We start from the raw sequence: 16,250 nt of genomic DNA on the forward strand, positions 1-16,250 counted from the left end.
TGCCATTGTTATATACCTTGATTGTTCGTAAGTGGTTTCAAGAGAGGCTGAGCGAGGCTCAGCCCTTCTTCATGACGGCTTCGGCGATGTTGGTCGGAGCCGGCTCGTAGTGATCGAATTCCATGGTGAAGGTGGCGCGGCCCTGGGTCTGCGAACGCAGCGCAGTGGCGTAGCCGAACATTTCACCCAGCGGGATCATCGCGTTGATGATGCTGGCCGAACCGTCACCGGTGGTGTCGGAACCCTGCAGCACGCCGCGACGACGGCTGACGTCGCCCATCACGTCACCCTGGTAATCCTCCGGGGTCACGATCTCGACCTTCATGATCGGCTCCAGCAGCACCGGCTTGGCCTTGGCGAAGCCCTGCTTGAAGGCCATCGACGAAGCCAGCTTGAACGCCATTTCCGAGGAGTCGACGTCGTGGTACGAACCGAACACCAGCTTCACCTTGACGTCCACGACCGGGAAGCCAGCCAGCGGGCCACTGGTGATGGTTTCGCGCAGGCCCTTCTCGACCGACGGAATGAATTCCTTCGGGATCACGCCGCCGGTGATGTCGTTGATGAACAGGAAGTCGTCCTTGATGGCCGGAGCCAGCTTCGGATCGGCACGGTCTTCAGCGGTGATCGGCGACAGCTCGATCACGACGTGACCGTACTGACCCTTACCACCGGACTGCTTGGCGTGCTTGTAGTCCGACTTGACGTCGGCCAGGGTGATCGTTTCGCGGTAGGCCACCTGCGGCGCGCCGACGTTGGCTTCAACGTTGAACTCGCGCTTCAGGCGGTCGACGATGATGTCCAGGTGCAGCTCGCCCATGCCCGAGATGATGGTCTGGCCGGATTCTTCGTCGGTCTTGACGCGGAACGACGGATCTTCCTGCGCCAGACGACCCAGGGCCAGACCCATCTTTTCCTGGTCCGACTTGGTCTTCGGCTCGACGGCCATCGAGATCACCGGCTCCGGGAACGTCATGCGCTCCAGGATGATCGGGGCGTCCACGGCGCACAGGGTGTCACCGGTGGTGGTGTCCTTCAGGCCCACGGCCGCAGCGATGTCACCCGCCAGAACTTCCTTGATTTCCTCGCGGTTGTTCGAGTGCATCTGCAGGATGCGGCCGATGCGCTCCTTCTTGCCCTTCACCGAGTTCAGCACGGTGTCACCACCGTTCAGCGTGCCCGAGTAGACGCGGAAGAAGGTCAGCGCGCCGACGAACGGGTCGGTGATGATCTTGAAGGCCAGCGACGAGAACGGCGCCTTGTCGTCCGACTTGCGGGTCATCTCGACGGTATCGTCGTCGACGTCCACGCCCTTCACGTCCGGCACATCGACCGGCGACGGCAGCAGCTGGATCACGCCGTCCAGCATGGCCTGCACGCCCTTGTTCTTGAACGCCGAGCCGCAGTACATCGGCACGATCTCGGTGGCCAGGGTGCGGGTACGCAGCGCGTTGATGATTTCAGCCTCGGCCAGCTCTTCGCCGCCCAGGTACTTCTCCATCAGCTCTTCGCTGGCTTCGGCAGCGGTCTCGACCATGAACTGGCGGGCTTCTTCAGCAGCCGCCTGCAGTTCAGCCGGGATGTCGCTGTACTCGAACTTCATGCCCTGCGAGGCTTCATCCCAGTGGATGGCCTTCATCTTCAGCAGGTCGACGACGCCCTTGAAGTTGTCTTCAGCGCCGATCGGCAGCTGCATCGGCACGGCAACCGCGCCCAGCTTGGCCTTCAGCTGGCCGACGACCTTCTGGAAGTTGGCACCGGTACGGTCCATCTTGTTGACGAACGCGATGCGCGGCACGTGGTACTTGTTGGCCTGGCGCCACACGGTTTCCGACTGCGGCTGCACGCCACCGACGGCACACAGCACGAACACCGCACCGTCGAGCACGCGCAGCGAGCGCTCCACTTCGATGGTGAAGTCGACGTGCCCCGGGGTGTCGATGATGTTGAAGCGATGCTCCGGCAGGGACTTGTCCATGCCCTTCCAGAACGCGGTGGTGGCAGCGGACTGGATCGTGATGCCACGCTCCTGCTCCTGCTCCATCCAGTCCATGGTGGCGGCGCCGTCATGCACTTCACCGATCTTGTGGCTCTTGCCGGTGTAGAACAGGATGCGCTCGGACGTGGTGGTCTTGCCGGCATCGATGTGAGCCATGATGCCGAAGTTACGGTAACGCTCGATGGGAGTGGAACGGGCCACGGGGAGCCTCTCAGATTTCTTGGATTTCGGATGGCCGAACGCCGCCTTTCGGCGGCCTTCGGGTTGGCGCAGTCCTTCTGGGACCGCGAGGCAGCACCTAGGTGGTGCTGCCCTGCCTGTTTTGCAAGGCCGTCAAACTCACCAGCGGTAGTGGGCGAATGCCTTGTTGGCTTCGGCCATGCGGTGGGTTTCTTCGCGCTTCTTGATGGCGCCACCACGGTTTTCCGAGGCGTCGATCAGTTCAGCAGCCAGCTTCTTCGGCATGGTGTTCTCACCACGCTTGCGCGCGGAGTCGATCAGCCAGCGCATGGCCAGAGCCATCTTGCGCGAGGCACGCACTTCGACCGGCACCTGGTAGGTGGCACCGCCGACGCGACGCGACTTGACTTCGACCGCCGGAGCGACGTTGTCCAGCGCCTTCTGCACCAGCTCGATGGCGTTGGCGCTGCTGTTCTTCTCGGTGATCACGTCCATGGCGCCGTACACGATCTTTTCGGCGACGGACTTCTTGCCGCTCTGCATGACCATGTTGATGAAGCGGGCGATGGTTTCGCTTCCGTGCTTCGGATCGGGCAGGACGGAACGCTGCGGAGTATTACCCTTACGCGACATAGTGCTCTCTCCTTAGGCCTTCGGACGCTTGGCGCCGTACTTGGAACGGGCCTGGCGACGCTTGGCAACGCCGGCGGCGTCGAGCGAGCCACGAACGGTGTGGTAACGCACACCCGGCAGGTCCTTGACGCGACCGCCGCGGATCAGGACCACGGAGTGCTCCTGCAGGTTGTGGCCTTCACCACCGATGTAGGAAATCACTTCTTCCTGGTTGGTCAGGCGGACCTTGGCAACCTTGCGAAGGGCCGAGTTCGGCTTCTTCGGAGTGGTGGTGTAGACACGGGTGCAGACGCCACGGCGCTGCGGGCACTTGTCGAGCGCCGGCGAGGCACTCTTGTAGGTGGTCGCTTGCCGCGGCTTGCGGACCAGCTGGTTGATCGTCGCCATCAGTAGGTTCTTCTGATTGGTGGCCGGAAAATCCGGCCAGAGATGCGGAAATGTTAAAGCAGGCCAAAATTCTGGCCTGCTGAGACAGACGATTGTAGCAACCTGCCAGGAACGACGTCAAACGCGTCCTGTCAAGCCCGTCCCTGATCCCGGAACGTTACTGGGGGGCCTCCATGTACCCCGTTCAGGTTCGACCGGCCCTCCACGGATGGAGCCGCCTGCCGCTACAGCCAGGTCGGACGGCCTGCGCCGCCCTGCCCTTCAAGCCCGCCCGGGCATGTCCCCGGGCGTTACCGCAAAGGTGGGTCCGGCCTTGCGGCCGGACCGGTCACCTCATTCCTCGCCCGCAGCCTGTTCGGTCTCGGCTTCCACTGCCGGAGCCTCGACCGCCGCCGGGGTGCCGGCCAGGGTCTGCATCTCCGACTCGGTGAGGCCGGACGCGCCACGACGGCGCTGGCTGTGGTACGCCAGACCGGTACCGGCCGGAATCAGACGGCCGACGATGACGTTTTCCTTCAGGCCACGCAGGTTGTCCGAGGTGCCGCGCACGGCCGCTTCGGTCAGCACGCGGGTGGTCTCCTGGAACGACGCCGCCGAGATGAACGACTCGGTGGCCAGCGAGGCCTTGGTGATGCCCAGCAGGACCGGATCGAACCGCGCCGGCAGCTCGTTGCGGGTCGACAGGCGGGCATTCTCCTCGATAACGCGCTGGCGTTCGACCTGCTCGCCGTTCAGGAACTTGCTGCTGCCCTGATCGGTGATCTCGACCTTGCGCAGCATCTGGCGGGTGATCACCTCGATGTGCTTGTCGTTGATCTTCACGCCCTGCAGGCGGTACACGTCCTGGATTTCCTTGACCAGGTAGGCCGCCAGCGGTTCGACACCCAGCAGGCGCAGGATGTCCTGCGGGCTCGGCTCGCCGTCCACGATGGTTTCACCCTTGGTGACATGCTCGCCTTCGAACACGATGACCTGGCGGTACTTCGGAATCAGCTCTTCGTGCTCCGAACCATCGGTGTCCTTGATGATCAGGCGCTGCTTGCCCTTGGTGTCCTTGCCGAAGCTGATGATGCCCGAACGCTCGGCCAGCACCGCCGGATCCTTCGGCTTGCGCGCTTCGAAGAGGTCGGCCACGCGCGGCAGACCACCGGTGATGTCGCGGGTCTTCGAGGCTTCCTGCGGGATCTTGGCGACGACGTCGCCCACGCCCACCGGGGCGCCATCCTGCAGGTTGACGATCGAGCGCGGCGGCAGCAGGTACTGCGCCGGCAGATCGGTGCCCGGGATCGACAGGTCGTTGCCCTTGGCGTCGACGATGCGCACGATCGGGCGCAGGTCCTTGGCCTGGGTACCACGACGCTTCGGATCGGTGATTTCGCGCGAGGCCAGGCCGGTCAGCTCGTCGGTCTTCTCGATGACGGTGATGCCGTCGACGAAGTCGATGAAGCGGATGAAGCCGGCCACTTCCGACACGATCGGGTGGTTATGCGGATCCCAGTTGGCCACGGTCTGGCCAGCCTTGATCGCATCGCCGTCCTTGGACGTGATGGTCGCACCGTACGGCAGCTTGTAACGCTCACGCTCACGGCCGTGGGCATCGAGCACCGAGATTTCGCCCGAGCGCGACACTGCCACCAGCGAGCCGTTGGCATGCTCGACCGACTTGAGGTTGCTGAACTTGACCGAGCCGGTGGTCTTGACGGTGATGTTGTCGACCGCAGCAGCTCGCGACGCCGCACCACCGATGTGGAAGGTACGCATGGTCAGCTGGGTACCCGGCTCACCGATGGACTGGGCGGCGATGACGCCGACCGCTTCACCGATGTTGACCAGATGGCCACGGGCCAGATCGCGGCCGTAGCAGCGAGCGCAGACACCGAAGGCCGATTCGCACGAAATCGTCGAACGCACCTTGATGCTCTGCACGCCGGCATCTTCCAGCTTGGCGACCCACTGCTCGTCCAGCAGGGTGTTGCGGGTGACGATCGGATCTTCGTCGTTGCCCGGCAGGAACACGTCCTCGGCAACCACGCGACCCAGCACGCGGTCCTTCAGCGGCTCGACCACGTCACCGCCTTCCACGATCGGGGTCATGATCAGGCCTTCGGTGGTACCGCAATCCACCTCGGTGATCACCACGTCCTGCGCCACGTCGACCAGTCGACGGGTCAGGTAACCCGAGTTCGCGGTCTTCAGCGCGGTATCGGCCAGACCCTTACGGGCACCGTGGGTGGAGTTGAAGTACTCCTGCACGTTCAGGCCTTCGCGGAAGTTCGCCTTGATGGGCGTCTCGATGATCGAGCCGTCCGGGCGGGCCATCAGGCCGCGCATGCCGGCCAGCTGACGGATCTGCGCCTGGCTGCCTCGTGCACCGGAGTCGGCCATGATGTACAGCGAGTTCATCGACTTCTGATCGATGGTCTCACCCTTGGCATTGACGACCTTCTCGGTACCGATGGTGTCCATCATCGCCTTGGCGATGCGCTCGTTGGTGCGCGACCAGATGTCGACCACCTTGTTGTAGCGCTCGCCAGCGGTGACCAGACCCGACTGGTACTGCTCCTGGATTTCCAGCACTTCGGCTTCGGCCTCGGTGAGGATGCCGCGCTTTTCGTCCGGGATCAGCATGTCGTCGATACCGATCGACACGCCGGCGCGGGTTGCGTAGGCGAAGCCGGTGTACATCAGCTTGTCGGCGAACACGACCGTGTCCTTCAGACCCAGCTGACGGTAGCTGGAGTTGATCAGGCGCGAGATGTTCTTCTTGGTCAGCTCGGTGTTGGCCAGCGCGAACGGCAGGCCTTCCGGCAGGATTTCAGCCAGCAGGGCGCGACCGATCGTGGTATCCACGATCGAGGTCTTGTTCTGCTTGTTGCCTTCCTCGTCGGTCACCACTTCGGTGATGCGGACCTTGACCTTGGCGTGCAGTTCCACCACGCGGTTGTCGTAGGCGCGCTTGACTTCGGCGATGTTGGCGAAGGCCATGCCCTCGCCCTTCTTGTTTTCCAGCGAGCGGGTCATGTAGTACAGACCCAGCACGACGTCCTGCGACGGCACGATGATCGGCTCGCCGTTGGCCGGCGACAGGATGTTGTTGGTCGACATCATCAGCGCACGCGCTTCCAGCTGGGCTTCCAGCGAGAGCGGCACGTGGACGGCCATCTGGTCACCGTCGAAGTCGGCGTTGAACGCGGTGCAGACCAGCGGATGCAGCTGGATGGCCTTGCCTTCGATCAGCACCGGCTCGAACGCCTGGATGCCCAGACGGTGCAGGGTCGGCGCGCGGTTCAGCATCACCGGATGCTCGCGGATGACCTCTTCCAGGATGTCCCAGACTTCGGCTTCTTCGCGCTCGACCAGCTTCTTGGCGGCCTTGATGGTGGTGGCCAGGCCACGACGCTGCAGCTTGGCGAACACGAACGGCTTGAACAGCTCCAGCGCCATCTTCTTCGGCAGGCCGCACTGGTGCAGGCGCAGGTACGGACCGACCACGATGACCGAACGGCCCGAGTAGTCCACGCGCTTGCCCAGCAGGTTCTGACGGAAGCGACCCTGCTTGCCCTTGATCATGTCGGCCAGCGACTTCAGCGGGCGCTTGTTGGTGCCGGTGATGGCACGGCCACGGCGACCGTTGTCCAGCAGCGCATCGACCGATTCCTGCAGCATGCGCTTTTCATTGCGCACGATGATGTCCGGCGCGCTCAGTTCGAGCAGGCGGCGCAGGCGGTTGTTGCGGTTGATGACGCGACGGTACAGGTCGTTCAGGTCCGAGGTCGCGAAGCGGCCACCGTCCAGCGGCACCAGCGGACGCAGGTCCGGCGGCAGCACCGGCAGCACGGTCATCACCATCCATTCCGGACGGTTGCCCGACTCCAGGAAGGCCTCGATCAGCTTGATGCGCTTGGTCAGTCGCTTCAGCTTGGTTTCCGAACCGGTCGCGGCGATCTCCTCGCGCAGGCGGGTCATCTCCGACTGCAGGTCGATCGTGCGCAGCAGTTCGTACACGGCCTCGGCGCCCATGGCGGCGTCGAAGTCGTCACCGTGCTCCTGGCGGGCCTGCAGGTACTGTTCTTCGGTCAGCAGCTGGCGGCGCTCCAGGGCGGTCAGGCCCGGCTCGGTCACCACGTAGGCTTCGAAGTACAGCACGCGCTCGATGTCGCGCAGGGTCATGTCCAGCATCAGGCCGATGCGCGACGGCAGCGACTTGAGGAACCAGATGTGCGCGACCGGCGAGGCCAGGTCGATGTGGCCCATGCGCTCGCGGCGCACCTTGGCCAGGGTCACTTCAGTGCCGCACTTCTCGCAGACCACGCCGCGGTGCTTCATGCGCTTGTACTTGCCGCACAGGCACTCGTAGTCCTTGACCGGGCCGAAGATGGCGGCGCAGAACAGGCCGTCGCGTTCCGGCTTGAAGGTACGGTAATTGATGGTTTCCGGCTTCTTCACTTCGCCGAAGGACCACGAGCGGATCAGGTCCGGCGAAGCCAGCGCGATCTTGATCGCGTCGAAGTCCAGCGTCTGGCGCTGCTGGTTGAAGAGATTGAGCAGGTCTTTCATGGTGTTCTCCAGAAGGAGGAATGCTGTGTCGATGGGCTTTCAGGTCACTGCCAGCGGCGCGGCGGAGAGAGCCGCCGCGCCGGCATGGATCAGTTGTCTTCCAGTTCCATGTTGATGGCCAGCGAGCGGATTTCCTTCACGAGCACGTTGAAGGATTCCGGCATGCCCGCGACCATCTCGTGCTCACCGTCGACGATGTTCTTGTACATCTGGTTGCGGCCCTGCACGTCATCGGACTTCACCGTCAGCATTTCCTGCAGGGTGTAGGCCGCGCCGTAGGCTTCCAGCGCCCAGACTTCCATTTCACCGAAGCGCTGGCCACCGAACTGCGCCTTGCCGCCCAGCGGCTGCTGGGTAACGAGCGAGTACGGACCGGTCGAACGCGCGTGCATCTTGTCGTCGACCAGGTGGTTCAGCTTCAGGTAGTGCATGTAACCCACGGTGGTGTGGCGATCGAACGCTTCACCGGTGCGGCCGTCGTACAGCTGGGTCTGGCCACTGCTCGGCAGATCGGCCAGTTCCAGCATGCGCTTGATTTCCGCTTCGGTGGCACCGTCGAACACCGGGGTGGCCATCGGCACGCCGTCGGTGAGGTTACGGGCCAGGCGCAGCAGCTCCTCGTCGCTGAACTGCGACAGGTCGACACGGTTGGCCACGTTGGTGTCATCGTGGTTGTAGATGTCGTCCAGGAACCGGCGCAGGTCGGCAACGGCCGCCTGGGCTTCCAGCATCGCCTGGATCTTGCGGCCCAGGCCCTTGGCGGCCCAACCCAGATGCACTTCCAGGATCTGGCCGATGTTCATACGCGACGGCACGCCCAGCGGGTTCAGCACGATGTCCACGGTTTCGCCCGAGGCCATGTACGGCATGTCCTCGACCGGCACCACGTTGGACACCACACCCTTGTTGCCGTGGCGACCCGCCATCTTGTCGCCCGGCTGGATGCGGCGCTTCACGGCCAGGAACACCTTGACCATCTTCAGCACGCCCGGAGCCAGGTCGTCGCCTGCGGTGATCTTGCCGCGCTTGTCGGCGAAGCGACGCTCGAATTCCTTCTCGTGCGCCTGGATCTGCTTCTGGGCGCGCTCGATGGCTTCCGAAGCGTCCTCGTCCTTCATGCGCAGCACGAACCAGTCAGCCTTCTTCAGGCCGTCCAGGTACGCGTCGGTGATGACGTCACCCTTCTTCAGGCCGGCACCGCCGTTGACCACCTTGCCGACGATCTGCGAACGCAGACGCATGTAGATGGCGGCTTCCAGGATGCGGAACTGGTCGTCGAAGTCCTTCTTGACGCGCTTGATCTCCGACTCTTCGATCTGGCGCGCACGCTTGTCCTTCTCGATGCCGTCGCGGGTGAAGACCTGCACGTCGATGACGGTGCCGTCCATGCCCGGCGGAACGCGCAGCGAGCTGTCCTTAACGTCCGAAGCCTTCTCGCCGAAGATCGCGCGCAGCAGCTTCTCTTCCGGGGTCAGCTGGCTCTCGCCCTTCGGCGTGACCTTGCCGACCAGGATGTCGCCGGCGCGGACTTCCGCACCGATGTACACCACGCCGCTCTCGTCCAGGCGGTTCAGCGCCTGCTCGGAAACGTTCGGGATGTCGGCGGAGATTTCCTCCGGCCCCAGCTTGGTGTCGCGCGCGACGCAGGTCAGCTCTTCGATGTGGATCGTGGTGTAGCGATCCTCTTCCACCACGCGTTCGGAGAGCAGGATGGAGTCTTCGAAGTTGTAGCCGTTCCACGGCATGAACGCGATCAGCATGTTCTGGCCCAGGGCCAGTTCGCCGATGTCGGTGGACGGACCGTCGGCCAGCACGTCGCCGCGGGCGATGACGTCACCCACCTGGACCAGCGGACGCTGGTTGATGCAGGTGTTCTGGTTGGAACGGGTGTACTTGACCAGGTTGTAGATGTCGACGCCGGCGTCGGTGGCACCGACGATCTCTTCCTCGACCACCTTGACCACGATGCGGGCAGCGTCGATCTGCACGATCTCACCGCCACGACGGGCGTTCACGGTCACACCGGAGTCACGCGCCACGGCGCGCTCGATGCCGGTGCCGACCAGCGGCTTCTGCGAACGCAGGGTCGGCACGGCCTGACGCTGCATGTTCGCGCCCATCAGTGCGCGGTTGGCGTCATCGTGCTCCAGGAACGGCACCAGCGCGGCCGCGATCGACACGGTCTGCATCGGCGAGACGTCCATGAAGTGGACCTCCGCCGGCGGCTTCAGCAGCGACTCGCCTTGGTAGCGGCACGGCACGAACTGCTCGGTCAGCATGCTCTTGGCATCGGTCAGGGCGTTGGCCTGGGCGATGACGTACTCGTTTTCCTCGATCGCCGACAGGAACTCGATCTCGTCGGAGACCTTGCCGTCCACGACCTTGCGGTACGGGGTCTCGAGGAAACCGTACTGGTTGGTGCGGGCGTACACGGCCAGCGAGTTGATCAGGCCGATGTTCGGGCCTTCCGGCGTTTCGATGGTGCAGACGCGGCCGTAGTGGGTCGGGTGCACGTCGCGCACTTCGAAGCCGGCGCGCTCACGGGTCAGGCCGCCCGGGCCCAGGGCCGAGACGCGACGCTTGTGGGTCACTTCCGACAGCGGGTTGTTCTGATCCATGAACTGCGACAGCTGCGAGGAGCCGAAGAACTCCTTGATGGCGGCAGCGACCGGCTTGGCGTTGATCAGTTCCTGCGGCGTCAGGCCTTCGGACTCGGCCATCGACAGGCGTTCCTTGACCGCGCGCTCGACGCGGACCAGGCCGACGCGGAACACGTTCTCGGCCATTTCACCGACCGAACGCACGCGACGGTTGCCCAGGTGATCGATGTCGTCGACCACGCCGCGACCATTGCGGATCTCGGTCAGGACCTTGATCACGTCCAGGATGTCGGAGCTGTCGCCATGGGCAGCGACCAGGCGCTTGGACTCTTCGTCGTTGCGCTCACCGAAGTACTTGCTGTCGTACAGCACGGCTTCGCCGGTGGTTTCCTTGCGGCCCACGCGACGGTTGAACTTCATGCGGCCGACCGCGGACAGGTCGTAGCGCTCGAAGGTGAAGAACAGGTTGTGGAACAGGTTCTGCGCGGCGTCCTTGGTCGGCGGCTCGCCCGGACGCATCATGCGGTAGATTTCGACCAGTGCTTCCAGCTGGGTCTTGGTCGGATCGATGCGCAGGGTGTTGGACAGGTACGGACCACGATCCAGGTCGTTCACCCACAGGGTACCGACCGCATCGACGCCTGCCTTGCGGAAGTTCTGCAGCTGCTCTTCGCTGATCTCGTCATTGGCCTGGGCCAGCAGTTCGCCGGTCGAGGCATCGACCACGTCGTGCGACAGGATGCGGCCGACCAGGTAGTCGTCCGGCACGGCCAGGGCCGCAATGCCCGAGGCTTCCAGCTGCTTGATGTGGCGCGCGGTGATGCGCTTGCCGGCTTCCACGATGACCTTGTCGCCGTCGGCGAGGTCAAAGCCCAGGGTTTCGCCACGCAGGCGCTCCGGCACCAGCTCCAGCTGGACGCCTTCATCCGGGTTGATGTGGAAGGTGTTGATCTCGAAGAACTCGGCCAGCATCTCTTCGTTGCTGTAGCCAAGCGCGCGCAGCAGGATCGACACCGGCAGCTTGCGGCGGCGGTCGATACGGGTGAACAGCGCGTCCTTCGGGTCGAACTCGAAGTCCAGCCAGGAACCGCGGTAGGGAATGATGCGGGCGCTGTACAGCAGCTTGCCCGAGCTGTGGGTCTTGCCGCGGTCGTGGTCGAAGAACACGCCCGGCGAGCGGTGCAGCTGCGAGACGATGACGCGCTCGGTGCCGTTGACGATGAAGGTGCCGTTCTCGGTCATCAGCGGGATTTCGCCCAGATAGACCTCCTGCTCCTTCACGTACTTGATGGCCTTGGTCGACGACTCGCGGTCGTAGATCACCAGGCGCACGGTCACGCGCAGCGGGGCGCCGTAGCTCATGCCGCGCTGGCGGCATTCACGTTCGTCGAAGACCGGCTCGCCCAGCTTGTAGCCGACGTACTCCAGGGCGGCATTGCCGCTGTAGCTGGCGATCGGGAAGACCGACTTCAGCGCGGCGTGCAGGCCATGATCGGCACGCTTGGCCGGATCGATGTTCTCCTGCAGGAAATCACGGTAGGAATCCACCTGGATCGCGAGCAGGAACGGCACTTCGAGAATCGAGCGCTGCTTGCCGAAATCCTTGCGGATACGCTTCTTTTCGGTGAACGAATAGGACGTCATGAGGTCTTCCACCTTGTTGTGCGGGCCGTGCGTCCACGACCCTGAAGGGAACTTTGAAATTGTCAGTTGGAAGTCGCTGGTATTGCCGGCACCAGCACGCCTTCTCCCGCTACTTCCAACTGCCAACTCGTCTGCATCTACTTCCCTGCTGCCGCGCGATGCGCTGGCGTGCCGGGATTTGACCGCAGCCCGTGTTGGGCTTTCTACCGCCTGATTCCACCCGCGCAGTACGCGGGCCTGCAACAACGACCAAAGGCCGGGGGCTTACGCCCCCAGCCTTGGCTGCATCGCCGAGAATCGATGACGATGCAAAGGAAGTGCTTACTTGACTTCGACAGTCGCGCCAGCAGCTTCCAGGTCCTTCTTCATCTTCTCGGCGTCGTCCTTCGAAGCGCCTTCCTTCAGGACGCCACCGGCTTCGGCCAGGTCCTTCGCTTCCTTCAGGCCCAGGCCGGTGATGGCGCGGACGGCCTTGATGACTTCGACCTTCTTCTCGCCGGCCGACTTCAGGGTGACGGTGAACTCGGTCTGCTCTTCAACAGCAGCGGCCGGGCCAGCGGCAGCAGCCACGGCAACCGGAGCAGCGGCGGAGACGCCGAACTTCTCTTCGATGGCCTTGACCAGCTCCATCACTTCCATCAGGGACTTCTCGGCGATGGCGTCGACGATCTGTTCGTTGGTAAGGGACATGATTAATACCTTTGGATGATTTTCTGGGTTGAGGTTCCGTCAGGAACCACGGTAAGTCGAAACTCAGGCGGTCTCGGCGGCCGGCTCGGCAGCGGCGGTTTCGCCACCACCCTGCTTCTCGCCAACAGCCTTGATGGCGCGGGCGAACATCGTGACCGGCTCGGTCAGGACGCGGGCCAGCATGGCCAGGGCCTGATCGCGGGTCGGCAGCGAGGCCAGCACGTCGACGTGGCTTGCCGGGAACACTTCGCCACCGATGGCGACGACCTTAGCCTTCAGCTTGTCGTTGCCCTTGGCGGCTTCCTTGATCAGGCGACCGGCAGCGCCGGGCTCCTCGAGCGAGAACGCGTACAGCAGCGGACCAACCATCTGGTCCTGGGCCACGGCGAACTCGGTGCCTTCAACGGCGCGCGAAGCCAGGGTGTTCTTGACAACCTTCAAGAAAACACCGGTTTCACGAGCCTGCTTGCGCATCGCGGTCATCTGGGCGACCGTGGTGCCAGCGTATTCGGCTGCGATCAAGGAGTGGGCCTTGGCGGCGACGTCTGCCAGCTCGGCGACTACTTCTTGCTTCTGGGACAGATTGAGAGCCATTGCACTCCTCCAATTGAACTCCGCTTACGGCTCCTGCCGTGTGCGGTCCTGTGCGGCATCCGTCCTGGACGCCGGGAACACCAGGATGATGTTCCGGGGGGTGGGCCGTTCTAGACCTGGAGTGGGCCAACCTGGGAAACCCAGACGTGCGTGAACCAGAAAAACTCCAGAAGGGCACCATCTACGCAGGGTGATTCCGGGGAATCGATTAAGCGTTCATGACTGTTCCGGCGGCGACTCCCTGCCATATCGAGCTTCCGTGCCCGTCGCCGGCCCTGCCACGACCGCGCCTGCGGTCTTTGACGGCTACCGCAGGCGGTGGGCTGCCTGCGATGCCTTCAAATGTCACGGTCACGGCACTCGAAAGTACCGTGACCGCTTGAAACAATTACTTCAGGGTCAGCGACGACTGGTCGACGGTGACGCCCGGGCCCATCGTCGAGCTGACCGAAACCTTCTGCAGGTAGGTGCCCTTCGAGGTGGCCGGCTTGGCCTTGATCAGGTCCAGCAGCAGCGCGGTCAGGTTCGACTTCAGCGCGTCTTCGGCGAAGTCGGCCTTGCCGATGGTGCAGTGGATGATGCCAGCCTTGTCGGTGCGGTAACGGACCTGGCCCGACTTGGCGTTCTTCACGGCTTCACCCGGGTTCGGGGAAACGGTGCCGACCTTCGGGTTCGGCATCAGGCCGCGCGGGCCCAGCACGGTGCCCAGCTTACCGACAACGCGCATGGCGTCCGGGGTCGCGATGACGACGTCGTAGTTCAGATCGCCGGCCTGCATCTTCTCGGCCAGATCATCCATGCCGACGGCTTCGGCGCCAGCGGCCAGGGCTTCATCAGCCTTGGCACCGGCCGGAGCGAACACGGCAACGCGGACCGACTTGCCGGTACCGGCCGGCAGGACGGTGGAGCCACGGACCTGCTGGTCGGACTTCTTCGCGTCGACGCCCAGGCGCACAGCAACGTCGATCGACTCGACGAACTTGGCCTTGGTGGCGCTCTTCAGGATGTTGATCGCGTCCTCGAAGGCGTAAGCCTTGCCCGGAACGACGGCGGCCTTGATGGCCTTCTCACGCTTGGTCTGTGCCATCTTCTTAACCCTCCACCACGAGGCCCATGGAACGGGCAGAGCCAGCGATGGTACGCACGGCGGCGTCCAGGTCGGCGGCAGTCAGATCCGGTTCCTTCGCCTTGGCGATCTCTTCCAGCTGCTTACGGGTGACCTTGCCGACCTTCTCGGTGTTCGGGCGCTTAGAGCCCGACGAGATGCCAGCGGCCTTCTTCAGCAGGGTGGTGGCCGGGGTGCTCTTGGTGATGAAGGTGAACGTACGGTCCGAGTAGGCCGTGATGATCACCGGAACCGGCAGACCCGGCTCGAGCTTCTGCGTGGCAGCGTTGAACGCCTTGCAGAATTCCATGATGTTCAGGCCGCGCTGACCCAGCGCAGGACCGACCGGCGGCGAGGGGTTGGCCTGACCGGCCTTCACCTGCAGCTTGATGTAACCGACAACTTTCTTTGCCATGTGAGTACTCTCCGGGTGCTAGCGCCTTTCGACAACAGGCTCCCCATCGGACCGGGAATCACGCGTCCCGGCATCGCGTTTTGAAATCATGCCGAAGGCCACCTTGCGGTGGCCTCGTCCTGCTGGCTTCCCAGCGGGGAGCCGCGCACTATATCAGATTTTGGGCGCCCTGTCTGAACAGGGAGGGCGACCTGAAGGCTGCCAGCCCGTGGCCGGCAGCATCACCGGGCATCAGCCGGTCTGCTTCTCGACCTGGCCGAACTCGAGCTCGACCGGGGTGGCACGACCGAAGATCAGCACCGAGACGCGCAGACGGCTCTTCTCGTAGTTGACTTCTTCGACCACACCATTGAAATCGTTGAACGGGCCATCGGTGACGCGGACCATCTGGCCCGGCTCGAACAGCACCTTCGGACGCGGCTTCTCGACACCTTCCTGAACGCGGTTCAGGATGGACTCGGCTTCGGAATCGGCGATCGGCAGCGGACGATCGGCGGTACCGCCGATGAAGCCCATCACGCGCGGGGTTTCCTTGACCAGGTGCCAGCTTTCGTTGTCGATGCGCGGAATACCGGCCTCTTCGTGGGTCTCGATCTGGACCAGCACGTAACCCGGGAAGAACTTGCGCTCGGACCGGCGCTTCTGGCCGGCGCGCATTTCGATCACTTCCTCGGTCGGAACCAGGACGTCGCCGAAGCGCTCTTCCATGCCATCACGGACGATGCGATCACGCAGAGCCTGCGCCACCGACTTCTCGAAGCCCGAATAGGCGTGAACGACGTACCAACGCTTCATGCAATTCTCCTTAGCGGCTCAGGAACCACTGAGTCAGTTTCTGGATCAGGAAGTCGAAGCCACCCAGCAGCAGGCTGAGGATGAGCACCACGACAATCACGACCCAGGTCATGCGAACGGCTTCCTGGCGCGTCGGCCAGACCACCTTGCGCAGTTCGAAGCGCGACTCGGAGAGGAATTCGCGGGTGTCGCGCCCCTTGCCGGTCAGCATGAACACGCCGATACCGCCAACCAGACCGACCACGACCGCCAACGCACGCAGCTGACCCGCCCACGCGCCCAGCTGGGCGGCGCGACCGGAGTCGGCGGAGAACCAGAACCAGACGAACAGACCCGCCAGCACCAGCAGGGATGCGGCAACGTACTTGACGATATCTCCACCGCTGGCGGAGGTGTCCTTGGAATGTTCGATCTTGCTATTCATCCGGTGTGTCTGCTTTAGCGGCAAGAGCCGCTGGATAAGGTGGGCAGATGGCACGCCAGGAGGGACTCGAACCCCCAACCTGCGGTTTTGGAGACCGCTGCTCTGCCAATTGAGCTACTGGCGTACGTTTTGAAACTTGCCTTCCCTTAGACGGCGAAGGCGGACCGAGGTTCCCGGCCCGCCACTCGCGCGACCGGCAGCGCTATGCAACCGCCGGTACTGCAGGC

At 63.7% G+C, this 16,250-nt stretch carries 11 protein-coding genes and 1 tRNA gene; all 12 read right to left on the reverse strand.

Going from position 1 to position 16,250, the window contains the following annotated elements; translation table 11 throughout:
• Positions 1-58 precede the first annotated feature (58 nt).
• Positions 59-2,200 carry an elongation factor G gene (fusA, locus tag AC06FB_RS18470; protein WP_049470847.1) on the reverse strand — a complete coding sequence of 714 codons (2,142 nt, stop codon included), beginning with the start codon at positions 2,198-2,200 and terminating at the stop codon, positions 59-61.
• Positions 2,201-2,338: 138 nt separating this feature from the next.
• Positions 2,339-2,812 (reverse strand): 30S ribosomal protein S7, encoded by a 474-nt coding sequence (gene rpsG / locus AC06FB_RS18475; protein ID WP_053519957.1) that lies wholly within the window; start codon positions 2,810-2,812, stop codon positions 2,339-2,341.
• Between the two features lie 12 nt (positions 2,813-2,824).
• Positions 2,825-3,199, reverse strand: coding sequence for a 30S ribosomal protein S12 (gene rpsL, locus AC06FB_RS18480; protein ID WP_004145320.1), 375 nt, complete (start codon positions 3,197-3,199; stop codon positions 2,825-2,827).
• Between the two features lie 333 nt (positions 3,200-3,532).
• On the reverse strand, positions 3,533-7,756 hold the full coding sequence (gene rpoC / locus AC06FB_RS18485; RefSeq protein WP_053519956.1) for a DNA-directed RNA polymerase subunit beta': 4,224 nt from the start codon (positions 7,754-7,756) through the stop codon (positions 3,533-3,535).
• An 89-nt stretch (positions 7,757-7,845) separates the two neighbouring features.
• Positions 7,846-12,000 (reverse strand): DNA-directed RNA polymerase subunit beta, encoded by a 4,155-nt coding sequence (rpoB, locus tag AC06FB_RS18490; RefSeq protein ID WP_053519955.1) that lies wholly within the window; start codon positions 11,998-12,000, stop codon positions 7,846-7,848.
• A gap of 321 nt (positions 12,001-12,321) precedes the next feature.
• Positions 12,322-12,690 (reverse strand): 50S ribosomal protein L7/L12, encoded by a 369-nt coding sequence (rplL, locus tag AC06FB_RS18495; protein WP_053519954.1) that lies wholly within the window; start codon positions 12,688-12,690, stop codon positions 12,322-12,324.
• 63 nt (positions 12,691-12,753) lie between these two features.
• On the reverse strand, positions 12,754-13,284 hold the full coding sequence (gene rplJ, locus AC06FB_RS18500; protein ID WP_053519953.1) for a 50S ribosomal protein L10: 531 nt from the start codon (positions 13,282-13,284) through the stop codon (positions 12,754-12,756).
• 388 nt (positions 13,285-13,672) lie between these two features.
• Complete coding sequence (gene rplA / locus AC06FB_RS18505; RefSeq protein WP_004154350.1) at positions 13,673-14,371, reverse strand: 50S ribosomal protein L1; 699 nt, start codon at positions 14,369-14,371, stop codon at positions 13,673-13,675.
• A 4-nt stretch (positions 14,372-14,375) separates the two neighbouring features.
• A complete protein-coding gene (rplK, locus tag AC06FB_RS18510) occupies positions 14,376-14,804 on the reverse strand; it encodes a 50S ribosomal protein L11 (RefSeq protein WP_004145248.1) in 429 nt (142 codons plus the stop codon).
• Between the two features lie 231 nt (positions 14,805-15,035).
• Positions 15,036-15,599: a transcription termination/antitermination protein NusG gene (nusG, locus tag AC06FB_RS18515; RefSeq protein WP_053519952.1), complete on the reverse strand. Its 564-nt coding sequence runs from the start codon at positions 15,597-15,599 to the stop codon at positions 15,036-15,038.
• Positions 15,600-15,609: 10 nt separating this feature from the next.
• A complete protein-coding gene (gene secE, locus AC06FB_RS18520; protein WP_053519951.1) occupies positions 15,610-16,023 on the reverse strand; it encodes a preprotein translocase subunit SecE in 414 nt (137 codons plus the stop codon).
• Positions 16,024-16,071: 48 nt separating this feature from the next.
• Positions 16,072-16,147: transfer RNA gene (locus AC06FB_RS18525), tRNA-Trp, on the reverse strand.
• Positions 16,148-16,250: the final 103 nt, after the last annotated feature.

Source organism: Stenotrophomonas sp. Steno-C15 (genome assembly GCF_056393265.1).